The organism is Pseudomonas sp. HY13-MNA-CIBAN-0226, assembly GCF_040310305.1.
Classification (GTDB): domain Bacteria; phylum Pseudomonadota; class Gammaproteobacteria; order Pseudomonadales; family Pseudomonadaceae; genus Aquipseudomonas; species Aquipseudomonas gregormendelii.
The window spans coordinates 363,619-386,117 of the sequence record NZ_JBEOPS010000001.1; the positions used below are offsets into that span (position 1 = coordinate 363,619).

At 60.8% G+C, this 22,499-nt stretch carries 21 protein-coding genes; 7 read left to right on the forward strand and 14 right to left on the reverse strand.

Features of this window, described 5'->3' with window-relative positions; genetic code table 11:
- The first annotated feature begins 187 nt into the window (after nt 1–187).
- On the forward strand, nt 188–856 hold the full coding sequence (gene elbB / locus AAEZ05_RS01665) for an isoprenoid biosynthesis glyoxalase ElbB (protein ID WP_045059667.1): 669 nt from the start codon (nt 188–190) through the stop codon (nt 854–856).
- A gap of 158 nt (nt 857–1,014) precedes the next feature.
- Here the strand turns inward: elbB and AAEZ05_RS01670 are convergent, their stop codons facing one another.
- The 5 genes from AAEZ05_RS01670 to AAEZ05_RS01690 form a co-directional block, all read right to left on the reverse strand.
- Nucleotides 1,015–1,470: a YaiI/YqxD family protein gene (locus AAEZ05_RS01670; protein ID WP_045059668.1), complete on the reverse strand. Its 456-nt coding sequence runs from the start codon at nt 1,468–1,470 to the stop codon at nt 1,015–1,017.
- A gap of 100 nt (nt 1,471–1,570) precedes the next feature.
- Nucleotides 1,571–3,469: an FTR1 family protein gene (locus AAEZ05_RS01675; protein ID WP_045059669.1), complete on the reverse strand. Its 1,899-nt coding sequence runs from the start codon at nt 3,467–3,469 to the stop codon at nt 1,571–1,573.
- Between the two features lie 215 nt (nt 3,470–3,684).
- On the reverse strand, nt 3,685–4,317 hold the full coding sequence (gene rhtB, locus AAEZ05_RS01680) for a homoserine/homoserine lactone efflux protein (RefSeq protein ID WP_045059670.1): 633 nt from the start codon (nt 4,315–4,317) through the stop codon (nt 3,685–3,687).
- 149 nt (nt 4,318–4,466) lie between these two features.
- A complete protein-coding gene (locus AAEZ05_RS01685; RefSeq protein WP_247289872.1) occupies nt 4,467–5,048 on the reverse strand; it encodes a mechanosensitive ion channel family protein in 582 nt (193 codons plus the stop codon).
- Nucleotides 5,048–6,958 carry an ATP-binding cassette domain-containing protein gene (locus tag AAEZ05_RS01690; protein WP_045059672.1) on the reverse strand — a complete coding sequence of 637 codons (1,911 nt, stop codon included), beginning with the start codon at nt 6,956–6,958 and terminating at the stop codon, nt 5,048–5,050. The genes AAEZ05_RS01685 and AAEZ05_RS01690 overlap by 1 nt, the downstream gene beginning before the upstream one ends.
- Before the next feature lie 50 nt (nt 6,959–7,008).
- Between AAEZ05_RS01690 and AAEZ05_RS01695 the strand changes: the two genes are divergently transcribed.
- On the forward strand, nt 7,009–7,473 hold the full coding sequence (locus AAEZ05_RS01695) for a TIGR02444 family protein (RefSeq protein WP_205891710.1): 465 nt from the start codon (nt 7,009–7,011) through the stop codon (nt 7,471–7,473).
- On the opposite strand, the gene AAEZ05_RS01700 is transcribed toward AAEZ05_RS01695, so the two are convergent.
- Nucleotides 7,470–8,582 carry an AlgP family protein gene (locus AAEZ05_RS01700; protein ID WP_045059674.1) on the reverse strand — a complete coding sequence of 371 codons (1,113 nt, stop codon included), beginning with the start codon at nt 8,580–8,582 and terminating at the stop codon, nt 7,470–7,472. The two genes, AAEZ05_RS01695 and AAEZ05_RS01700, sit on opposite strands and share 4 nt — an antisense overlap.
- A 192-nt stretch (nt 8,583–8,774) precedes the next feature.
- Here AAEZ05_RS01700 and AAEZ05_RS01705 point away from each other — a divergent pair, with 192 nt between their 5' ends.
- Nucleotides 8,775–9,440 carry an FKBP-type peptidyl-prolyl cis-trans isomerase gene (locus AAEZ05_RS01705; protein WP_045059675.1) on the forward strand — a complete coding sequence of 222 codons (666 nt, stop codon included), beginning with the start codon at nt 8,775–8,777 and terminating at the stop codon, nt 9,438–9,440.
- A 61-nt stretch (nt 9,441–9,501) separates the two neighbouring features.
- Here the strand turns inward: AAEZ05_RS01705 and AAEZ05_RS01710 are convergent, their stop codons facing one another.
- From AAEZ05_RS01710 to AAEZ05_RS01740, 7 genes are all read right to left on the reverse strand, one after another.
- Nucleotides 9,502–9,960, reverse strand: coding sequence for an Rsd/AlgQ family anti-sigma factor (locus tag AAEZ05_RS01710; RefSeq protein ID WP_045059676.1), 459 nt, complete (start codon nt 9,958–9,960; stop codon nt 9,502–9,504).
- Nucleotides 9,961–10,138: 178 nt separating this feature from the next.
- Nucleotides 10,139–10,690 carry a disulfide bond formation protein B gene (locus tag AAEZ05_RS01715; protein ID WP_045059677.1) on the reverse strand — a complete coding sequence of 184 codons (552 nt, stop codon included), beginning with the start codon at nt 10,688–10,690 and terminating at the stop codon, nt 10,139–10,141.
- A gap of 243 nt (nt 10,691–10,933) precedes the next feature.
- Entirely contained in the window at nt 10,934–12,172 is a 1,239-nt protein-coding gene (locus AAEZ05_RS01720; protein ID WP_045059678.1) for a heme biosynthesis protein HemY, read from the reverse strand.
- Nucleotides 12,169–13,323 (reverse strand): uroporphyrinogen-III C-methyltransferase, encoded by a 1,155-nt coding sequence (locus tag AAEZ05_RS01725; protein ID WP_045059679.1) that lies wholly within the window; start codon nt 13,321–13,323, stop codon nt 12,169–12,171. Before AAEZ05_RS01725 ends, AAEZ05_RS01720 begins: the two co-directional genes overlap by 4 nt.
- Before the next feature lie 16 nt (nt 13,324–13,339).
- Nucleotides 13,340–14,107 (reverse strand): uroporphyrinogen-III synthase, encoded by a 768-nt coding sequence (locus AAEZ05_RS01730; RefSeq protein ID WP_045059680.1) that lies wholly within the window; start codon nt 14,105–14,107, stop codon nt 13,340–13,342.
- Entirely contained in the window at nt 14,104–15,045 is a 942-nt protein-coding gene (hemC, locus tag AAEZ05_RS01735) for a hydroxymethylbilane synthase (RefSeq protein WP_045059681.1), read from the reverse strand. The genes AAEZ05_RS01730 and hemC overlap by 4 nt, the downstream gene beginning before the upstream one ends.
- Nucleotides 15,046–15,183: 138 nt before the next feature.
- Entirely contained in the window at nt 15,184–15,930 is a 747-nt protein-coding gene (locus AAEZ05_RS01740; protein WP_045059682.1) for a LytR/AlgR family response regulator transcription factor, read from the reverse strand.
- A 460-nt stretch (nt 15,931–16,390) separates the two neighbouring features.
- On the opposite strand from AAEZ05_RS01740, the gene argH reads away from it, so the two are divergent.
- Nucleotides 16,391–17,785 carry an argininosuccinate lyase gene (gene argH, locus AAEZ05_RS01745; protein ID WP_045059683.1) on the forward strand — a complete coding sequence of 465 codons (1,395 nt, stop codon included), beginning with the start codon at nt 16,391–16,393 and terminating at the stop codon, nt 17,783–17,785.
- 115 nt (nt 17,786–17,900) lie between these two features.
- Here the strand turns inward: argH and AAEZ05_RS01750 are convergent, their stop codons facing one another.
- Entirely contained in the window at nt 17,901–18,560 is a 660-nt protein-coding gene (locus tag AAEZ05_RS01750; RefSeq protein WP_045059684.1) for a glutathione S-transferase family protein, read from the reverse strand.
- A 124-nt stretch (nt 18,561–18,684) separates the two neighbouring features.
- Between AAEZ05_RS01750 and AAEZ05_RS01755 the strand changes: the two genes are divergently transcribed.
- The 3 genes from AAEZ05_RS01755 to AAEZ05_RS01765 all read left to right on the forward strand — a co-directional run bounded on the left by AAEZ05_RS01755 (nt 18,685) and on the right by AAEZ05_RS01765 (nt 22,497).
- Entirely contained in the window at nt 18,685–18,969 is a 285-nt protein-coding gene (locus AAEZ05_RS01755) for a hypothetical protein (RefSeq protein ID WP_045059685.1), read from the forward strand.
- A gap of 241 nt (nt 18,970–19,210) precedes the next feature.
- Complete coding sequence (locus tag AAEZ05_RS01760; protein ID WP_045059686.1) at nt 19,211–19,456, forward strand: TIGR02647 family protein; 246 nt, start codon at nt 19,211–19,213, stop codon at nt 19,454–19,456.
- Between the two features lie 194 nt (nt 19,457–19,650).
- Nucleotides 19,651–22,497: a class I adenylate cyclase gene (locus AAEZ05_RS01765; RefSeq protein WP_045059687.1), complete on the forward strand. Its 2,847-nt coding sequence runs from the start codon at nt 19,651–19,653 to the stop codon at nt 22,495–22,497.
- Nucleotides 22,498–22,499 lie beyond the last annotated feature (2 nt).

Genomic DNA, 22,499 nt, shown 5'->3' on the forward strand with positions numbered 1-22,499 from the left:
CACGCCGCGTGACAGACGCTCGCAAATAATGAACACCCTGGCTTCGATGCGATCCATTTAGAAAGCCTTCTGCTCCGTGCCAGCCCGATGTTGGGGCGGCGCGCCCTGGTTGTTACCGCACATTATCCCTATGGCAACGAGTGGCGAATTAGTGGACATTTAACGCCATGAACAAGGAGAAAAGCCCATGAGCAAAAAAATTGCAGTGATCCTTTCCGGTTGTGGCGTCTACGACGGTGCCGAGGTCCACGAGAGCGTGATCACCCTGTTGCGGCTGGACCAGCGTGGCGCTCAGGTGCAGTGTTTCGCCCCCAATATCTCGCAGTTGCACGTGATCAACCACCTCACGGGCGAGGAAATGCCCGAGTCGCGTAACGTGCTGGTTGAATCGGCGCGGATCGCCCGTGGGAACATCAAGGACATCCGCGAGGCCAGCGTCGAGGACTTCGATGCCCTGATCGTGCCTGGCGGGTTCGGTGCGGCGAAGAACCTGTCGAACTTCGCCATCGAAGGTGCCGGCTGTACCGTGCAGCCTGACGTCCTGGCGCTGACCGAAGCCTTTGCCGAAGCAGGCAAGCCAGTCGGGCTGATCTGCATCTCGCCCGCCCTGGCGGCGAAGATCTACGGCCCAGGTGTGACCTGCACCATCGGCAACGATGCCGATACCGCCGCTGCCATGAACAAAATGGGGGCTACCCATGCCGAGTGCGCGGTCACCGACATCGTCGAAGACAAGGCGCGCAAACTGGTGAGCACGCCGGCGTACATGCTGGCGCAGTCGATCAGTGAAGCGGCCTCAGGAATTAACAAGCTGGTGGATCGCGTGCTCGAACTGACTCACGAAAACGACGTGTGATGCAGGCATGAGTGTGGGCATGGGCAGTGTGGGAGCGAGCCTGCTCGCGATAGCGGAGTAGCCGCCGCAAGCGATGTTGATTGTGCCGGTGTTATCGCGAGCAGGCTCGCTCCCACAGGGGGCCTCTCACAGGGCTTGGTCTCAGCTTCGAGGTGGGCTCAGGGCTTGCGCGACAGTCGAGTCAGGATACGGTCCAGCGAATTGGCGAACGCTTGCTTCTCACGTTCACCAAAGGGCGCTGGCCCCCCGCTCATCTGGCCTTGTTCACGCAGGTCGGTGAACAGGTTACGTACAGCCAGCCGGTCGCCCATGTTCTGCGCGTCAAACTCCTTGCCTCGCGGATCCAGCACGGTGACGCCGTTCTTCACCAATCGGTCGGCCAGCGGTACGTCACTGCAAATCACCAGCTCGCCCGGCACTGCGTGTTCCACCAGATAATCGTCCGCTGCATCCGGGCCGCTAGGCACCACGATCAATTTCACCAGGGACAGGCCCGGCTTGATTTGCGGTTGGCCAGCCACCAGCACCACTTCGAACTGGCGCTTGAGAGCGAACTTCACTACCAGGTCCTTGGCCGCCCGTGGGCAGGCGTCGGCATCTATCCAAACGCGCATCACATTTCCTCTGAAAAACCGAACAGATCGCAGCCTGCATCGACATGCCTACTCCCTGCAGGGGCTGCCGCAGGCTGTGATCTTTCCAGGTTTACTCGGGTCAGGAAACCTGAACCCGACGCTTCTGCGTCAACCAGCTGCGCCCATACAGCACGATTATCGCAATAATCGCCACCATCTGGGCACTCAACGAGTAGGCATCCGCGTGAATACCCAGCCAGTCGAATTCGAAGAATGGCACCGGACGCGTACCGAAAATCCCCGCCTCCTGCAATGCCTTGACCCCATGACCGGCAAACACCACCGATAGCGCGCACAACAACGCGGCGTTAATGCTGAAGAACAACGACAGCGGCAGCTTGGCCGAGCCGCGCAGGATCACCCAGGCCAGCCCCACCAGCAATACCAGCGCAGTGGCACCGCCTGCGAGCACTGCGTTATGCCCGGCAGGACCCGCCTGCAGCCACAGGGTCTCGTAGAACAGGATCACTTCGAACAACTCACGATAAACCGAGAAGAACGCCAGGATCGCAAACCCGAATCGTCCGCCGCCGCCCACCAGGCTGCTCTTGATGTAATTCTGCCAGGCCGCGGCGTGGCGACGATCGTGCATCCACACACCGAGCCACAGCACCATCACGCTGGCGAACAACGCGGTGGCACCTTCAAGCAACTCGCGCTGCGAGCCGCTGACGTCGATAACGTAGGCGGCAAGCCCCCAGGTGGCAAGGCCGGCCAGCAGCGCCAGGCACCAACCGACGTTAACGCTGCGTACCGCAGATTGCTGGCCGGTGTTGCGCAGGAATGCGAGGATCGCCGCCAGCACCAGAATCGCTTCCAGACCTTCGCGCAGCAAAATCAACAACCCGGAAATGTAGCTCAAGGACCAGCTCAAGCCATCGCTGCCCAACAGGCCGGCAGACTCTTTCAATTTACCTTTCGCGGTATCCAGGCGCTGCTGGGCCTGGGCCACCGGCAAGCCATCCTGCAGGGACTGGCGGTAGGCCATCAGGGATTTTTCGGTGTCTTTGCGTACATTGGCGTCGACGTTGTCCAGGGAGCTCTCGACCAGCTCGAACCCTTCCAGGTACGCCGCCACCGACAAGTCATAGGCCTGATCGTGATCCCCGGCCCGGTAGGCAGCGATGCTCTTGTCCAGGGTGGCTGCGGTGTAATCGAGCAGTTGCGCCGGGCCCCGTTTGACCTGCGGCGGCTGAGCGCGCTGCGCACGATAGGCCGCAGCGGCCTGCGGACCCTCGCCAGCCTGCACTTCGGCAGGCGTCTGACGGGCGAGGTCGGCAATGTTGTAGGTCTTTTCAACAGCGCCAGCATCCGGGGCGGCGCTGAAGCTGGCAATATAGGTGGCCAGGTCCCAGCGCTGGCGATCATCCAGTTGATCGGCGAACGCCGGCATGTCGGTGCCCTCGATACCCAGGCCCAGGGTGCTGTAGATCGCATAGAGGCTTAGGTGATCCATGCGCACGCTGTCGCGCAGATTCGACGGTGGCGGTGTCAGGCCGACGCCTGCCGGGCCATCGCCGGCTCCCGCATCACCATGGCACACCGAGCAATGCTGGGCGTACAACGGCGCACCACGGGTCGGATCGGGGGTAATGATCGGCGCCTGGCTGATTTCATAGGCCACTGCCAGCTTTGCCGCGAGTTGCCGGGACTGACGAGCCACGTCGGCGCCATCCTGACGCTCGGTAATGGCGTTGCGCAGCGAATTGACGCCCTGCAGCAAAGCGCCTTGCTCCGGTTTGGCCGGCATTGCACTGATCAGGCCTTGCACGGCCTTGAGCGAATCGAGCTGATCGCGATAACCAGACTCCTTGATGACCCTGCCCGCCTGCACCGTCTGCGGGTAATCCGCTGCAATGTAATCGAGCCCATGCAGCGCCTGTGGGGCGCCTTCCACGGTGTCGGCCAGCAGTCTGGTGCTGCATAAGGCTGCCAAGGGGATTAACAGCCAGGCCAGGAATCGCGACGGGGCAATCATGAATGAATCTCAGTAGGAAATACGAAGTTACATATTGTTCACTTCGAATGAGATTCATTCAAGCGTTGTTCGCAGGCTCGATGCCGATTGTCTGGTTATTTTGCGATTGCTTGTCCCGCGCACTGCGCCGTAATCAGCTTTCGGCTTCTGGTTATACGGATGGGCATTCAACAAAAAAGCGACCCGCAGGTCGCTTTTTTTCCAGCATCGGGGCTTTACGCTGCGGCTTTGCGCAACGTCGCCATGAACGCTGCCGCGCCGATAAACAAACCGGCAAATGTCCGGTTCATGCGTTTCTGCTGCTGGGGAGTACGCAACATGCGCAGCACCTTGGACGCCAGGCCGGTGTAACCGGCCATGACAATCAGGTCGACGCAGACCATGGTGGCGCCGATCACTAAATACTGGATCAGCAGTGGCGCATGGGGGTCGATGAACTGCGGCAGCACCGCCAGCATGAACACCAGGGCCTTGGGGTTGCTGATGTTCACCAGGAAACCACGGAACACCAGGGCCATCGGCTTGCCGATCTGGCGCACTGCGGCATCGTCGCTCATGTCACTGGGCAATGCGCGCCATTGCTTGATCGCGAGGAATACCAGGTAGGCGACGCCAAACCACTTGATCGCATGGAACGCTGTGGCCGACGCTGTGAGGATCGCGCCAACACCGGCACCCACAATGGCAATCTGCACCGCCAGGCCGATCTGCAGGCCCAGGGCGTTCCAGTAACCGCGCCAGAAGCCGTATTGCAGACCACTGGACATCGACGCAATGGCGCCGGCACCGGGAGACAGGCTGATCACCCAGCAGGCGGCAAAGAACGCCAGCCATGTTTGAAGCTCCATTGCACACCTCGACCGAAACTCTTTTGACAGGTCTCTAAGCTAATGCGGCTCGGGGGGAAAAGCAAAAGATCGCAGCCTCCGACAGCTCCTGCATGGAAACGCGCCTGCTGTAGGAGCTGCCAAAGGCTGCGATCTTTTGATCTTGAGGATTACTTCTCGAACCCGCTCGAAGGAAACACATCACTTCCCCGCCACCGCCGAACCGAACGCTGGAAGAACAGGCTGTTGGGCACTTGCACCATGGCACTGCCGGTGCCCAGCTCTTCGGCCTCGATCAAGGTGGTGTAGAGCAGATTGATCGCGATCACCCGCCCCTTCACGCCCGGCTTGTCGGTGGTATCGACCAGTTCGACCACGTCGCCAATGCGAAACGGCCCCACGGTGAAGATCAGGATCGCGCACAGCAAGTTGGACAGCACGCTCCACATGGCGAAGAACGCCACCGCCGCGACCGCAACAAAACCGGACAATGCTGTCCACAGCACTGTCGCGGACACGCCCAGGCGCTCCAGCACGAAAATCAGCGCACTGCCCATGATCAGCCAGCGCAGGCCGCCTCGAAGCGGCAGCAGCAGCTGAGGGGGAAACGGATAACGCTCCCCCAGGCGGTTCAGGCATTTGGCAACAAAGCGCTGGGCGAAGTAACCCGCGAGCAAAATCAGCAGGATCTGCAGCACCAACCACAACGGCTCTATCCACATGGCAGACAGCGGCAGCCTGAAGGCCTCCATCAGGACAACGCCTCCAGCTCCGCCTGCATGCTTTCGAGCAACTCGAGGGCTTCCATCCAGGACTCCTCAAGCTCGGCTTCACGCACTTTCAGCTTTGCCTGTTCGGCCAGCAGGTCACGCAAATCGTTCTTGCGGGCCGGCTCGTAGATATCGCTGTCGCCCAGACTCACGTCGATTTTGGCCAGCTTTTCGTGCAGCTTGCCCAGTTCGGCTTCGAGCTTGTCGGCCTCGCGCTTGTGCGGCGCCAACTGCTGGCGCAAGGCAGCGGCGGCCTGGCGCTGGGCTTTCTTGTCGGTTTTATCCGGATTGACCGGCGTGTTGCTGACCGGCGCATTGCGCTGGCGATACTCCACCAGCCAACGGGTGTAGTCGTCCAGATCGCCGTCGAACTCCTCGACCTTGCCATCGGCGACCAGGTAGAAATTGTCAGTGGTGCTTTTGAGCAGGTGGCGGTCGTGGGAGACCACCAGGACCGCACCAGTGAATTCCTGCAAGGCCATGGTCAGCGCCAGGCGCATTTCCAGGTCAAGGTGGTTGGTGGGTTCGTCGAGCAGCAGCAGGTTCGGCCGGTCCCAGGCGATCAATGCCAAGGCCAGGCGCGCTTTCTCGCCCCCGGAAAAATTCAGCACCGGCTCGTCGATGCGTGCACCGCGGAAGTCGAAACCCCCGAGGAAGTCCCGCAACGTCTGTTCGCGCTCGGTAGGCGCCAGGCGCTGCAAGTGCAGCAACGGGCTGGCTTTGGAGTCCAGGGAGTCAAGCTGATGCTGGGCAAAGTAACCAACGACCGTGTTTTCGCCACGGGTCAGTCGACCGGCCAAGGGCTCCAGCTCACCCGCAAGGTTCTTGATCAGGGTCGACTTACCGGCACCATTAGGGCCGAGCAAACCGATCCGTGCGCCAGGGGTCAGTTGCAGCTTGACCTTCTCCAGCACGGTTTTCTCGCCGTAGCCCAAGCGGGCATCAGACAGGTCAATCAGCGGGCTGGAAATCTTCGTCGACTCGCGGAAAACGAAGTCGAACGGCGAATCGACATGGGCCGCAGACAACTCTTCCATCCGCTCCAGCGCCTTGATCCGGCTCTGGGCCTGGCGGGCCTTGGTGGCCTGGGCCTTGAAGCGCGCAATGTAGCTTTCCATGTGCGCTCGCTGCGCCTGCTGCTTCTCGTAGGCCTGTTGCTGCTGGGCCAGGCGTTCGGCACGGGCACGCTCGAACGCGGTGTAGCCACCGCGATACAGCGTGATCTTGCGCTGATCGACGTGGGCTACGTGGTCGACCACCGCATCGAGGAAATCCCGGTCGTGAGAGATCAGCAACAAGGTGCCCGGATAACTTTTCAGCCACTCCTCAAGCCAGATGATGGCGTCGAGGTCCAGGTGGTTGGTGGGTTCGTCGAGCAGCAACAAGTCCGAGGGGCACATCAGTGCCTGCGCCAGGTTCAGGCGCATCCGCCAGCCACCGGAGAAGTCCCCGACCTGACGATCCATCTGTTCGTTGGTGAACCCCAGGCCGGCCAGCAGCTTGCGAGCCCGGGCATCAGCGGTGTAGCCATCGGCGCTGTCGAGTTCAGAGTGCAGGCGGGCCTGAGCGGCACCGTCGTGCGCCGCTTCCGCCGCCGCCAGGTCATGTTGCACCTCACGCAGGCGCAGGTCGCCATCGAGCACGTAGTCGACCGCAATGCGTTCGAGCGTCTCGATTTCCTGGCGCATGTGGGCGATGCGCCAGTCGGCCGGCAGGAAGCAGTCACCCGAGTCCGGGTGCAGCTCACCCCGAAGCAGGGCGAACAGGCTCGATTTGCCGGCGCCATTGGCACCGATGAGGCCGGCTTTGTGGCCGGCGTGCAGGGTCAGCTCGGCGTCTTCTAGCAGACGTTGCGGGCCACGCTGTAAAGTCAGGTTCTGAAGTCGAATCATAATGGCGGCGGAGTCTACCAGCTTCGCTCGCAACTGGCGCGAGTAGCACTATGTCCTCTGACCTGTGGAGCTTTTCCCTTGACGCTTACGCGCGGCCCGGCGCTGAGCGGGCGTGCCTGCAACTGCAATCGGCGGGCACGAACGTGTGCCTGCTGCTGTGCGGATTGTGGCTGGAACACCGAGGGGTAGTCTTTAACGAACTGCGATTGCTGCAACTGCGGGAAGTAGTCGAAGGCTGGGATGCGGGCGTGATTCAGCCCCTGCGTGCATTACGCGGCCAATGGAAAGCCGCCGCAGCTGACGATACAGACCTCAATATCTTGCGTGAAAAAGTCAAGGCGCTGGAACTTGAAGGCGAGCGGATTCTTTTGTCGCGACTGGAAAAAACCGCGCAGCAGTGGCCGCAGAATGACAAGGCCGGAACAACGGCCTGGCTGGAAGGTGTCGCGGCGGACACCACCAACGTTGGCCGCGACGCGCTGCATCAGCTGCGCGTCGCGGTGACCGGCACTTAGGAAGCGCTGGTTGGGGTAGTGCCTGTGTTCGACGATGCAGCTGGCGTTGGCGCCGCTGCAGGGGTCGAAGTGCTGCTGGTAGTTGGCGAAGCCGAGTTCGACGATGAAGCAGGCGCTGCCGGCTTGGCAGCAGCGGTCGGAGTCGGCTTCGCAGCAGCGGGTTTTTTCACCGCTGGTTTGGCTGCAGGTTTCGCAGCTGGCTTGGCAGCAGCGGGTTTTGCAGCGGTGGCTGGCTTGGCAGCGGCAGCAGGTTTCGCAGCAGCCGTTCTAGCAGCAGGCTTGGTCGCCGCTTTTGCAGCAGGTTTGGCGGCCGGCTTGGCAGCAGGTTTTGCCGCGGCCGGTTTAGCTGCAGCAGGTTTGGCAGCAGGCTTCGCGGCTGCAGTTCTAGCAGCTGGTTTGGCTGCTGCGCTTTTTGCTGCAGCAGGTTTGGCGGCGGCAGTTTTCGCGGCAGGTTTGGCAGGCGCTTTTGCAGCAGCGGTTTTGGCCGCAGCTGGTTTTGCTGCAGCAGTTTTCGCCGCCGGCTTGGCTACCGGTTTTGCCGCAGCAGGTTTGGTCGCAGCCGGCTTGGCAGCACTGGCAGCCACTGGCTTTTTAGCAGCCACTTTCACCGGTGCTTTCGCGGCTGGTTTGGCAGCAGCCTTGGCGGGTGCTTTTGCAGCTGTCGATTTGCTTGCGGCTTTCTTGGCAGGTGCGGCAGCAGGCTTGGCCGAACGCAGGGACAACGCCTTGCCGACAGCCTCTTGAACACGACCGACACCCTGGGCCAGTTTCAGGCTTTCCTGAGCGTCACGCTTAAGTTGCAGGATGTAGTTGCGGGTCTCGGATTGACGACCCTTGAGGGCATCGAGCAGGTCTTCAAGTTCCTTGACTCCATCCTTGGCCTTGGCTTGCGCCTTAGCCTTGCCGGCCGCCGCAGCGTCCTGCAATTTGGTACGGGATTTGTGCAATTTTTCCTGCGCTTTTCCGCGCTGTTTTTCCAGTTTGGCGAGCAGTTTTTCAGCATCAGCCAAGGCTTGCGAACAAGCGGTTTCCAAATGCTCGAGCAAGCTGCCCGACAATTGTTGGAGTAAGTGCAACGGAGTATTTACAGGCTTCTTGGTGGCCGACATGGTTTACCTCCTGGCTGACGTGGGTGCGGCTCATACTAGACCTCTGCAGACACCGCCGCTAGGGCATGTTGACAGTATCGAAAGCGTTGCGTTGCACCTGACAGCAAAACTTCTGCTCCCGCCAGAAAGCAGTTCACCGTTCATTGCATTCGCACTGGCATAATCGGCCGCATCCCAGGCCGGAGAGTGCCCATGTTGCGTTATCTTTTTTTATCGTTGTGCGTGTTTTTTTCAGTGGCTCAGGCTGCGGAAAAAACCACCGAAACAGACGCTCACAATCTCGCCTACAGCCTGGGGGCGAGCCTCGGCGAACGGCTGCGCCAGGAGGTACCTGACCTTCAAGTGCAGGCACTGCTCGACGGTTTGCAGCAGGCTTATCAGGGCAAGCCCCTGGCACTGAAAGACGAACAGATCGAGAAGATCCTGGCCGAACATGAAGCGCAAATTGCCGAGCAACCGACATTGGGGCAAAGCGAAATTGCCCTCGAAAAAGAACAGCGTTTTCTCACCGAGGAAAAGGCCCGACCTGGCGCTCGGGAAATCGAGGACGGCATCCTGCTGACGGAACTGACGCCAGGTGCCGGAGCAACGGCCGGTCCGAATGGCAAGGTACAGGTGCTGTACATCGGACGCCTCCCCGACGGCACGGTGTTCGATCAAAACAGTCAGCCGCAATGGTTCAGCCTGGATAGCGTGATCTCGGGCTGGCGGACGGCGCTGCAGAACATGCCGGTGGGCGCGAAATGGCGACTGGTGATTCCATCGGCGCAAGCCTATGGCGCCGAAGGTGCCGGGGACCTGATTGCGCCCTTCACGCCCCTGGTATTCGAGGTGGAATTACGCGGCGCGAAAGGCTGAATTCCAGGCACAAAAAACGGCGCGCCAAGCGCACCGTTTTTCAGGTCCTGCACAAAGAAATTCAGGCCTGAACCGAATCTTCTTCCTTGTGCGCGGTATGCAACACTTCGATCAGGCAGTCTTCCAGTTCGAAGCGCTCGTGCAACAAGCCACCGAGCTCCTTGAACTTCTCCGCCACGCACTGACCTGCATCGCACAGGTCGTTGAACGCGAGCAGCTTTTCAGTGATGACGTCGATTCGGGGGTAAATCGTCTCGGCCAGTTCCAGCCCACGCTTGTCATTGAAGGCCTTGGCCTCCCCTGTCAGTTGTTCGTAGATCTCGAAATGCCCGGCTGAGACGTAATCGACCAGCACACCGCAGAATTCCTGCAAAGGGTTGCGGTTCTCGCTCAGCGCCTCGGGCTTTTCGCCGAGATCGTCATAAGCCCGCACCAGTTCGTGACGCTCCTGCAACCAGCGATCGATCAGCAGATGCACTCCACCCCATCGTTCTTGAGCATTCTGACAACTTTCGAGCATGGTGATCTCTCTTCCCTTGTGGGTCATGCTGCCCTACACCTGTCACGCACTTGAAGGTCAAGGATCGGTCAGGCAGAGCGTCATTCGAGCAACATAATTCCAATGACACGTGCGGGCCAGATTATGCCCGCTCGACTGTGGCTTCAAGGTACGCAGGAGATAAAGTTCATACAAGTGTTTAATCGCGCGCCAGACTGCCCTGCGACGACTCGCCGCTGAGTGGTCGCCGAAAGGTGCGCCACAGAAGCCCGAGCGGTTGAAAAACAACCACAATTGTCACCGCAAAGAAGAACAGCAGGCTCCACTCCGGGATGCTCAGATCGAACAGCGTCCATGAAATCTCGGCACAATCGAACGTACCTTCGAACATCTGCTTCAGTGCGCCTGACCAGGATGTATTGGCAAAAGCATCAGCCAGGCTCGCCGAGCAGTCGGACAGGTGATGCAGCGGATCGCTCTGCAGCACAACTTGACGCCATGCCGTTACCGTTCCGGCCACACTGCAGATCAACACCGGCAACCCATACACCAGCGTACCCGCACGGCCAGGGCCATGCACGCAAGCAGACAAGCACACCCCCGTGAGCAACCACAGGCAGCCGCGCTGCAGGATGCACAGGCCGCACAGCCTGAGGCCGACGGCGTATTGCAGGTAATAGGAAATACCTAATGCCAGGGCAGCTGCGACGAAAACCATGAAGAACAAGGAGCGTGTGCGGGCCAAAGACATGGCATTTCCGTAACAGTAAGAGACAGGCAATTACGTTAGAGGAAAGCGCGCAGATCTTTCAAGGTACTACAGCAGGGAGAGTTCCACAGCGAGGGTGGGAAACCACGACAGATGCGCTAGGATCTGACGTAACCGTCTGTAGGAATAAGCCGACTCGGCGCTTTGAGGGGAATATTCTGACAGCAGCAGGGTGCTTTTTGACGAGGGAGCGAGCCCCCTCATCTCGAGCTCCCTACCTCGAACTCAAGCGTGGATCGGTACGGGTAACGGTGCCGCCAGCAAGCGTTCATCCAGCAGGCCCAACCCTTCCTGGAACAGCTGATTGCTGCGTTCGGTATCACCCAATTGCGCCAGCAACCGCGCCAGTTCTGCACAGGCTTCCGGGTTACGCTGCACTCGCAGGCTGCTCTCCAGGTAGTCTCGCGCTTTGCCCCATAAACTGCTTTGCAGGCACAGGCGGCCCAGTGTCAGGAGCAGGCTCGGATCGGCCGGATGATCCTTGAGCCAGCCCTCGGCAGTTTGCAGCTGCCGCACCGGGTCGCTGCCGCGCACGAGCCCGTAAAGGCGCGCCAGGTGGCTGTTGTAATCACGCTTGAGCGCTGTGCGCAGCACTTCTTCCGCTTCCACCTGGGCACCCAGTTGGCGCAGCTGTTCGGCGTAGGCCAGCACCAGTTGCGGCTCCTGGCGCTGGGCCGATGTCAGCTTCTGCCAGGCGCTGTTGAGCGACTGCAGGCCGACGGTGCCGTCCTCTTCCCGCTGCGCTGCCAGGGACAGGTTCTCACCCCAGGCACGGCGTTCCAGGTCGGCCAGCTCGGCAGGTGGCAGTACCTTGTCCTTGCGCAATTCCGGCAACAACCGGATCACTGCCGACCAATCGCCCCGTTGTTGATGCAGGCGTTGCAGCTGGCGCAACGTCTGCACGTTATGCGGATGGCGCTCGTGCATGGCTTGAAGCGTCGCCAGGGCACCCTCGGTGTCGCCTCGATCGGTCTGCAGTTGCGCATGATTCAAGGCAATGGCCAGCTCGGCCTGTGGCTGGCGCTCGAGCGCCCGCTCGAGCAGGTTGTCGCTCTCTTCGTACTTGCCTTGTTCGTTGGCCGCGCGGGCAGCGCCGAGGTAGTAGAGCAGCGGTTGGCGCTCGGCTTCCGCAGCTCGATGCAGGTGACGCTGCGCACTGGCCCAGCGGCCCTCGGCCAGATCCAGCTGGCCATGTTCGATCGCGACCTGCACGCGGCGACTGCGATTGCGTCGCGACCAGGGATTGACCACGCCACTGGATGTCATCACCAGTTCGATCAGCGCCTTGATGCCCCAAATCACCAGCCACAAAACGGCCACCAGCGCGAGGGTAGCCCACAGGCTCGATTCGAAACGAAAGCTCTTGTAGGCGATCAGCACGTAGCCGGAATGCTCGGCAATCGCCAGGCCCAGCGCGGCCGCAGCAGCTATCACCAGATACACGATCACATACAGGCGTTTCATGGCGTGGCCTCCTGCGCGGTGTCAGCGGCAGGCTTGGCCATCGGCTTGACGGATTCCTCGGCGTTGACGTTGCGTCGCTCCAGGTACCCTTGCACCGCGCTCAGTGCGCCAGTGAGGTCCGGGGTCACCACGGTCACCGGCTGCTTGCTCAGCTCACCCACCTGCTCAAGCATCACTTTGCTCTGCGGGTTGTCCGGGTTGAAGTTGCCCTTGAGTATGTCCCGGGCTTCGGCCAGGGCCTGGGTGTACACCGGGCCCTGACCATTCAGCGCAGCCCACTGGGCTTGCTCCAGGGCCAGGCTAAGCGCCAGGCGCACCTGGCTGAGGCTCTGGCCTGCCAGCAATGGGCGAACATTCTTGTCGGCGTTGAAGTCGATGCGGATGTAGCGCGAGATCTGGTCCCACCATTGAGCCCAGCGGCTCGCGCCATCGCCATCGGCGGTCAGGCCCAGCAACGACTCGCCACGGTCCTTGTACTCCGGCGCCAGTTCGGTGAGGTTGATCACCTGGTCGCGCAATGCGCCCAGGCGCAGGAACAGTCCGGTGCGGTCCGGCTGCTCGGTGCTGCGCAGCGCGACCAGGGTCTTGGCCACTTGCTCGCGGGCAGCGAAGGAGCCCGGATCGTTCTGTTCGCGCAGGATTTCGTCGGCACCCTGGACCAGGGCCTGAGCGCTGCTGATGTCCTGCAAAGCAGACAGGCGCAGGCTGGCGAGACGCAACAAATGCTCAGCCTCAGCCAGGCGCCAGTCCTTGCGGCTGGCACCGAGGATGGTCTCCAGGCGCTGGTTCAGGCGCTGCTGATCGCCTTGCAGCTGAGCCACCAGGCGGCTGCGGGCCTCAAGTTCATCGGCAGGGGGCAGTTGCTCCAACCGAGCGCTCAGGCGTTGCTCATTGAGTTTCAGGCTCTGCGCCTGATCGTTCAAGGCCTGCACCTGGCTCAGCTGTTGCTGGTTATTGGCCTGCAGGTGACGCACCTGCCAGACACCCCAACCGCCGACAGCAACGCCGGCAGCACCCAGCAACAGCGCGACGATTGCCAGGCCATTGCCACGGCGCTGCACGGGGGCAGGAGGCACGGTATCAATCGGATCTTCAACCGGGGCATGCAGCACTGGCTGGACGTCATCTTTTGGCAAGGCTGTTTCGCTCACGTATCCATCCTTTGCATTAGAGAACGGGTTCGGGATGCTCCCGTAACGCCGTCAGCAAGGCCGCGGCACTGGCGCCACGACAATCCACAACTATTTGCGCCCCGGCAGCACGTGCCATTTCGGCGACCCGGGGGCTCGGTACAAACAACGGCAACTGCGCCAAGTGCGGCCAGGAATCGCCAGCCAATTGATGCAAGTGCTCAAAACCCTGTCCACTGCTGACCACCAGCCCGTTCAAGCGTTCCGCGCGGATCCGCTCAGGCAGCGTTGCCGGCGGGTAGTGGGGCAATTCGCGACGGTACAACTGCAGATACTCGACACTAGCACCAAGCCCGCGCAAACGCTCAGCGAGCAACTCGCGCCCGCCCTCCCCGCGCATGATCAGCACACGCGAAGCAGGCCCGGCGAGTGCCTGGCGAAACGCGCCATGCTCAAGCAATGCTTCGCTGTCATCGCCCTGCTCGGGAAAGCTGACGTCCAGACGATGCTTATCGAGTATCTGCGCGGTAGCCGCGCCGACGGTGAACCACTTCAACGCCGGTGGCTCTGGCCAATACTCGCTGAGCAACTCGACGGCGATCCTGGCAGCGGGTTTGCTGACCACGATCACCGCATCGAAGCGATCCAGCCTCTGGATCAACTCGCGCATGTTGGCAGAAACGGGAAGAGGCTCTATGCCCAAAAGCGGCAAGCTGCTGCTGAAAACGCCCGCGTCCATCAACACGCTAGCCAGCGCCATCGACTCATCGGCGGGACGCGTCAGCAACAGGCGCCAGCAAGTCACTCGTGACCTGCCTCGCCATAGACCGCTTTGAGGATGTCATCGGCACCCTGGCTCAGGAGGTCTTCAGCCACTTGCACGCCCAGGGCTTCGGCCTCGCTGCGTGGTGCACGTGCCTCGGCGCTGAGCAACAGGCCGCCGCTTGGGTCACCCACCAGGCCGCGCAACCAGACCTGCTGGCCTTCAAGCACGGCGTAGCAGGCGATCGGCACCTGGCAGCCGCCATTCAAATGCTTGTTCAGGGCTCGCTCGGCGGTGACACGGGTAGCCGTGTCCTGATGGTGCAACGGCGTCAGCAAGGCGTGGATTTGCGTATCGACGCTGCGGCACTCGATGCCCACTGCGCCCTGGCCGCCGGCAGGCAGGCTGTCGTCGACGCTGATGGCCGAGGTGATGCGGTCTTCGAAGCCCAGTCGAATCAGGCCGGCAGCTGCCAGGATGATCGCGTCATATTCACCGGCATCGAGCTTGGCAAGTCGCGTGTTGACGTTGCCGCGCAGGAAGCGGATTTCCAGATCCGGGCGACGAGTCAGCAACTGGGCCTGGCGGCGCAGGCTGGAGGTACCGACGATGCTGCCCTCAGGCAGTTCGTCCAGGCTGGCGTAGGTGTTGGAAACGAAAGCGTCGCGCGGATCTTCGCGCTCGCAGATGCAGAACAGCCCCAAGCCTTCGGGGAAGTCCATTGGCACGTCTTTCATTGAGTGCACGGCGATGTCCGCTTCGTTTTCCAGCAGCGCCGTTTCCAGTTCCTTGACGAACAGGCCTTTGCCACCGATTTTCGAAAGCGGCGAGTCGAGCAGCTTGTCGCCGCGACTGACCATTGGCACCAGTGTCACCAGCAGTCCCGGATGGGCCTGTTCCAGGCGGGCTTTGACATATTCGGCCTGCCACAGGGCGAGAGCACTTTTGCGGGTGGCGATGCGGATTTCGCGAGAGGACATGGATCAATCCGTACTGAATAGATACGGCGGATAATAACAGCTCAGCCAAATCCACTTTGACTTGTATCAGAAACGTAGTGGCCTCCCTGGCCTCGGATGTCCTGCAAGCCGCTGGACAAAACGCGTGTGAACCGCGAGTTAAAGCTGCTGCATCATTTTTCGCACGCCCGCCACATGGCGGCGACTGACGATCAGCGCATCACCATTCAAGCCCTTGAGGTACAGCTGGAAATGCCCAAGAGGCGTACGTTGCAGGCGTTCAATTCGCTCGCGAGCCACCAGCGCATTGCGATGGATACGCACGAACCGGTCGCCGAACTCATCCTCAAGTGCCTTGAGAGGCTCGTCGAGCAGCACTTCGCCGCCTTCGTGGCGCAACGTCACATATTTGTGGTCGGCGATAAAATAGACCACCTGGCCCAGCGGGATCAGCTCGATACCCTTACGGGTTCGGGCGCTGATATGACTTCGCGGGCCGCTGCCAGTCTCGGCGGCAGGACGGGTGAGTGCAGCGAGCTGGACGCGATTGGGGCGCTCGGCCTTTTTTAACGCTTCTTGCAAATGTTCAGTGCGCACAGGTTTCACCAGATAGCCTACGGCGCTGGCCTGTAAGGCTTCCACGGCAAATTCATCGGGCCCTGTGCAAAACACCACGGCGGGCGGGGTTTCGCGTTCGCACAATCTTGCAGCCACTTGCAGGCCATCAAGGCCCGGCATGCCGATATCGAGCAACACGATATCCGGCTTGTGGCTGTCGATCAGTGCCAACGCCTCTTCGCCGTTCGTGGCGCTAGGCTCCAGGACGCTGTATCCCTCGAGTTCGCCAACCATTCGGCTCAGGCGCTCGCGGGCCAAGGGTTCGTCATCAACGATCAGGACATTCATATTGCGCTGGATTCCTGCGTGAGTCTCGCACAAGGATAGCGTAGACAGGTGAAGTGACGTCCGTCACCGCGATCCACGCTAAGACTAGCGCGAGGGCCAAAAAGTGCCGCTGGAACGACGGCTAAATTTTCATCATCCGGGCAATTATCGGCCCAGGCCCGCGTTGGCGAGGCATCGCCGTAGGGTTTGCTGATACACAATATGCACACCCCCTCTTTTTATAGCCAGTTGCAGCGCCCGGAAGTGCGCTGATCCCTCTGTCCAACTGTAGACGGTTGCCGGCGCGATATTGCTCAATCGAAAAATATCGTTGTGCGAATTATTGAAAGTCGGACCTGCCCCGGCTCGGCAGCCTCTGAAATCATTCCTGTCGACCAGTGTCAGCGACAGGCTTGGCAACCCTGTTATTATCCGCCACAGCTTCCAACGTCACTTTATTTCACCCGATACGAGCGAATTCATGAGCACTGACAAGACCAATCAGTCCTGGGGCGGCCGCTTCAGTGAACCCGTCGACGCCTTCGTCGCCCGCTTCACCGCCTCCGTCACCTTCGACCAGCGCCTGTATCGCCACGACATCATGGGCTCGATCGCCCACGCCACCATGCTGGCCAAGGTCGGCGTACTGACCGACGCCGAACGCGACAGCATCATCGATGGCCTGAACACCATCCAGGGTGAAATCGAGGCCGGACAATTCGACTGGCGCATCGACCTCGAAGACGTGCACATGAACATCGAGGCGCGCCTGACCGATCGCATCGGCGTGACCGGAAAAAAACTGCACACCGGGCGCAGCCGTAACGATCAGGTCGCAACCGACATCCGCTTGTGGCTGCGTGACGAGATCGACCTGATCCTCGCCGAAATCACCCGCCTGCAACAAGGGCTGCTGGAGCAGGCAGAGCGCGAAGCCGACAGCATCATGCCGGGCTTCACCCACCTGCAAACCGCGCAGCCGGTGACTTTCGGGCATCACATGCTGGCCTGGTTCGAAATGCTCAGCCGTGACTACGAGCGCCTGGTCGACTGCCGCAAGCGCACCAACCGCATGCCCTTGGGCAGCGCCGCGCTGGCCGGCACCACCTACCCGATCGACCGCGAGTACACCGCCCAGCTGCTGAATTTCGACGCCGTCGGCGGCAATTCGCTGGACAACGTTTCCGATCGTGACTTCGCCATCGAATTCTGTTCGGCCGCCAGTATCGCGATGATGCACCTGTCGCGTTTCTCCGAAGAACTGGTGCTTTGGACCAGCGCCCAATTCCAGTTCATCGACCTGCCGGACCGCTTCTGCACCGGCAGCTCGATCATGCCGCAAAAGAAGAACCCGGACGTGCCCGAACTGGTTCGCGGCAAGACCGGCCGCGTATTCGGCGCATTGATGGGCCTGCTGACCCTGATGAAAGGCCAACCCCTGGCCTACAACAAGGACAACCAGGAAGACAAGGAACCGCTATTCGACGCCGCCGACACCTTGCGCGACTCGCTGCGGGCGTTCGCCGACATGATCCCGGCGATCAAACCCAAGCACGCCATGATGCGCGAAGCGGCCCTGCGCGGGTTTTCCACTGCGACTGACCTGGCCGACTACCTGGTCCGTCGTGGCCTGCCATTCCGAGATTGCCACGAAATTGTTGGCCATGCCGTGAAATACGGCGTTGAAAGTGGCAAGGACCTGGCGGAGATGAGCCTGGAAGAGCTGCGCAAGTTCAGCGACCAGATCGACCAGGACGTGTTCGCGGTGCTGACCCTTGAAGGCTCGGTGAATGCCCGTGACCATATCGGCGGGACTGCACCAGCGCAGGTGAAAAAGGCTGTGGTTCGCGGCCAGGCACTGCTCGCCAGCCGCTAGAAACATCGCGGGCAAGCTCCCACAGGTTTCTCTGGTGACCACAGATCGTTGGCCAACAGGGAACCTTGGGGGAGCGGGCTTGCCCGCGATGACTGACTTCAGAGCGCTACAAAACCTACCGCTTGGACGCGACCATCGCCATAAACGCCGGCATGGCCGCTTCCTTGTCCTTCGCAATCCGCTGCACATGCGGATTCTGCTCCAGCCGCTCCAGCAGAAGCCTGGCCGCCGGCAGTTCCGCCAGCAAATCCAGGTCGAATAGCTTCTTCGCCACTGCGCACGCCAGCGGCACGCTGTACAGGAAATAAAGATCCGCCACGCTCAGGCTGTCACCCGCTACGTAAGGAGCGAACTTGGCGTGCCTGCCCAGCGAGGCAAACCCCAGCAGCAACTCCGCCTTGGTCTTTTCCTTGATCGCATCCGCTACCGGCATGCCGAAAAATGCTTCGGGATAGCAAGCGCGGCCTGGCAATTCGATATACAACTCGATTTCCTTGGCCAGCGCCAACACCTGGGCCCGCTCGAACGGATCGCTCGGCAGCAGTGGCTTGCCCGCCTGGCTCTGCTCTATGTACTCGAGGATTACTGCGGTTTCATTGACGAACCCCTGCTCGACGCCCAGCACCGGCACTTTGCCGCGCGGGCTGATCGCCAGGGTTTCGGCACTGGTGCCGGCATAAAACGGCACTTCCTCAAACGGCAGACCCTTTTCCAGCAGTGCCAGTTTGACCATGTTGTAATAGTTGCTGACAGAAAATCCGTAGAGCTTGAGCATCACAAAGCCTCCAGGCCGTGCAGGGGTTGGCAGCGCCAGTTATAGAACGCCCCTGCAGTTCTTGCCAGCAGCATCACAGCGCTGAATGCAGGTAAACTGGCCGTCTTAACTTGAGGAGCCTGCCATGAGCGAGCCAACAGATATCGAGATCGACGAAGAAGAGTTCGCCGAGAACACTCTGGTCGAAGCGATCGAAAACCAGATTGAAAGCGACAACCCGCCTGCGGCCAAGGCAACCTTCAACAAGCTGACGCTGGTGGGTTACGAGCGCGAAGAAATTCTCAACCTGATGGCCCACGTGCTGGCAGTAGAAATCGACGCAATCCTCGAAGAAGACCGCGCGTTCAACACCGAATGGTACGAAACGGCACTGCGCGCCCTGCCCGAGCTGCCACCAGAAAAGAAATAACTCAATCCACTGTAGGAGCGAGCTCGCTCGCGAAAAACTCAAGAGCGACGCTGAGCATCTGGCTAACCGCGTTTTCGTTCACGATCTTCGCGAACAAGCTCGCTCCTACAGAAAAGCATCCGCAATATCACTATTGCCTCTCCCGCAGCAAAAAAACCCCACTGCAAGCACTGGACATGCCGCACAACTCGGCTCACCTTAGGGGCGCTATCGTCCAATTCCTAGAAAGTCTGGAGTCCTTATGTCGCTTACCCCTGAGTTGGTTGCCGAACTGGAAATCCTCGCACTCTTCAACCTGGACAGTTCCCAGGAAGGTTTGAAAATTCATCAGACCGCTGCCCCAAAAGCCATTGCCGCTGCCAAACGCCTGTACGACAAAGAGCTGATCGATCAGCCTGACGGCGGTTATCTGACCAGCCTCGGACGTGACGCCGCACAAAATATCCAAACGCTACTGACCATCCTGAACGTCGAAGAAACAGCCTGAATGTGACTGTATCGCCCACGGAAACCCCTGTTACGGGATTTCCGCGGGCACCCTCTGTCGCACGTCGTCGCAGCGCGATAAAAATCTGACGTCAGAAAACCAAAATCAGCTTAAATGTCCCGGGGCCGAGGCGCTAAACTGCGCTTATCCCGAGATCACCTGCGCCCGTGCCTACCGAGCCGGTTTGAGCTGACATGACCCGCAACCATGAAATCCGCCCCGACCTGGACGAAGGCATTGACCGCAAGGTTCTCAGCCAGCTGCGCGCACGTTTTCTAACGCTCAACGAAGGCCGTATCGCCCGTGCGCTCGAAGGCCTGTCGAGCCGTCAGCAGGCGGTGCTGACGCTGCTGCCACTGTTCTTTCACGTCAATCATCCGCTGCTGCCCGGCTACGTCTCGGGCAATACACCGGCCGGGCTGTCGAATTACGAGCCGGACGCCACCACCCTCGCCGATGCCCAGCGCCTGACCCGATCGTTTTCCTACAAGCCGCGCCACGGCAGCAACCCGCCACGCCCCATCCATGGCCTGTTCCTGATGGGCAGTCTCGGCACCCTGGCCCAGGCGGACCAGAGCGATATGGATGTCTGGGTGTGCCACGCAACGGATCTGGGCGAGAACGAACTCGCCGAGCTGCGCAAGAAGTGTCAGTTGCTGGAAGCCTGGGCAGCGAGCCAGGGGGCCGAGGCGCACTTTTTCCTGATCGACGCGGCGCGCTTTGTTCGCGGCGAGCGGGATAACCAGCTCAGCTCGCAAGACTGCGGCACCACCCAGCACTACCTGTTGCTGGACGAGTTCTATCGCACCGCCATCTGGCTGGCCGGCCGCACCCCCATCTGGTGGCTGGTGCCGGTGTACGAAGAGGCGAACTACGAACGGTATACCCACGCGCTGATCTCCAAGCGCTTCATCCGCGCCGACGAGACGCTGGACCTGGGGCATATGGCGTACATTCCGCCTGGCGAATTCATCGGGGCAGGCCTGTGGCAGTTATTCAAGGGCATCGATTCGCCATACAAATCAGTGCTCAAACTGCTATTGATCGAGGTTTACGCCAGCGAACATCCCAGGGTCAATTGCCTCAGCCTGCGCTTCAAGCAAGCGGTGTTCGCCAACCAGCTCGACCTGGACGAGCTCGACCCCTACGTCGTGGTCTACCGGCGCATCGAGGAATACCTCAAGGCCCGAGGGGAATCGGAGCGCCTGGAGCTGGTGCGTCGCGCGCTGTACCTGAAGGTCAACCGCAAGCTGACCGTCAGCAACAATCGCACCCGCAGCTGGCAACGTTCGCTGCTCGAACGCCTGGCCCATGAGTGGAACTGGGACGACCGGCACCTGGCCCTGCTCGACAGCCGCAGCCAGTGGAAAGTGCGCCAGGTCGGCACTGAACGCCGCGCCCTGGTCAGCGAACTCAACTACAGCTATCGCTTCCTGACCCGCTTCGCCCGTGATGAACAAAGCGCCAGCCTGATTAACAAACGCGACCTCAATGTGCTGGGACGCCGGCTGTATGCAGCCTTCGAGCGCAAGTCGAACAAGGTCGAATTCATCAACCCGGGGATTGCTCCGGACCTGGCCGAAGACACGTTGACGCTGGTGTTCGCACCGAGCATGAAGGAAACGGGGCAATCCCAATGGGGCCTGTACAACGGCAGCCTGGCGGCGCACGAGTGGGAGCATTTCGCGCCGATCAAGCGCAGCCGCCATTTACTGGAATTGCTCACCTGGTGCCATCGCAACGGCGTGATCGACAGCAGCACGCGCCTGGCGCTGCACCCGGGCGCCAGCGACCTCAGCGAGTTCGAGCTGTTCAACCTGCTCGGCAGCCTGCAACAGAGCATCGCCCTGCCCCTGACCGCCGTCGCCGAAGAACCGCTGCTGCGCGCCGCCGTGCCGAGCGAAGTGTTACTCCTGATTAACGTGGGAGTGGATCCGCTCAAGCATCATCGCGACCTGAATATCCTGATGACCACCGAACGTACCGACTCCCTCAGCTACGCCGGGGTGCGGGAGAACCTGGTGCTGACCCTGGATCAGGTAACGCTCAACAGCTGGAACGAAGTGCTGGTCAACCGTTTCGACGGCCCCCACGCTTTGCTCGACTGCCTGTGCGACTACCTCAACCATTTGCCGGATGGCCCGCAGCAACCCCGGTTGCGCGTGCGCTGCTTCTGTCACAACCGCGCGCAATTCATCGCCCAGCGGGTCGAAGAGATCATCGACAGTGCGCATGACCTGCTGCTGAGCCGCCTCAATCATCGCTACCTGCTTCAGGTCCAGCAGCACTACCACGTGCTGGAGCTGGTGCCGGGACAGGTCAAACATGTTGCCTTGGCCACGCTGGCCGAACTGGTTGACTACCTTGCCAGGCAACAGACGAGCTACAGCCCGCTGCACCTGGACCCCATGGCCCTTGCCGACCATGACCTGGCGCTGATCCTGCCAATGGGCCAGCCAGCCTGCATCCAGGTGTTCTACCGGGTCCATGAAGACCAGGCAGATATCTACATATTGGATGAGTTCAACGCCTTGTGGCAGCAGCGTCTGCCCTATCACGACGATCAGAGCCTGCTGGTGCCACTGCAGCGTTTCCTTCAGTCCATCGGGTTTCGACGCGAAGCCTTGCTGCCCATGAGTGGCGTGTCGCCTTCGAGCCTCGAACTACAGTATTACCAGGTGTTACCGTCAGGCCCGATGCGGGCTCGGCGGGTCGAAAGCCGACCGGCGCCGGTGCTTGCGCCGAACCAACCGTTCTATGACGTGCAGGCCATCGTCGGCAAAGCCGGGGCCGACAGGGTGCAGGTCACCCTGTACTGTAATCAGCGCGAGTTTTCGGAGTTGGAGCATGGTGATCATCTGTTCAGGGTGGTGGCCCGGGAAATCGTCGAGCAACGCCGGGAACCCGAACGTTATCGGTGCTACATCACCGATCTGGACCTGTCGGGCCTGGCCGGTGATGATCAGCGCTCAAGTAATGTGTACCTGGGTTACAAGGCCGACCTGGAGCGCGCCTTGAACGAGGCGCTCGAGCAGGTCTGAGG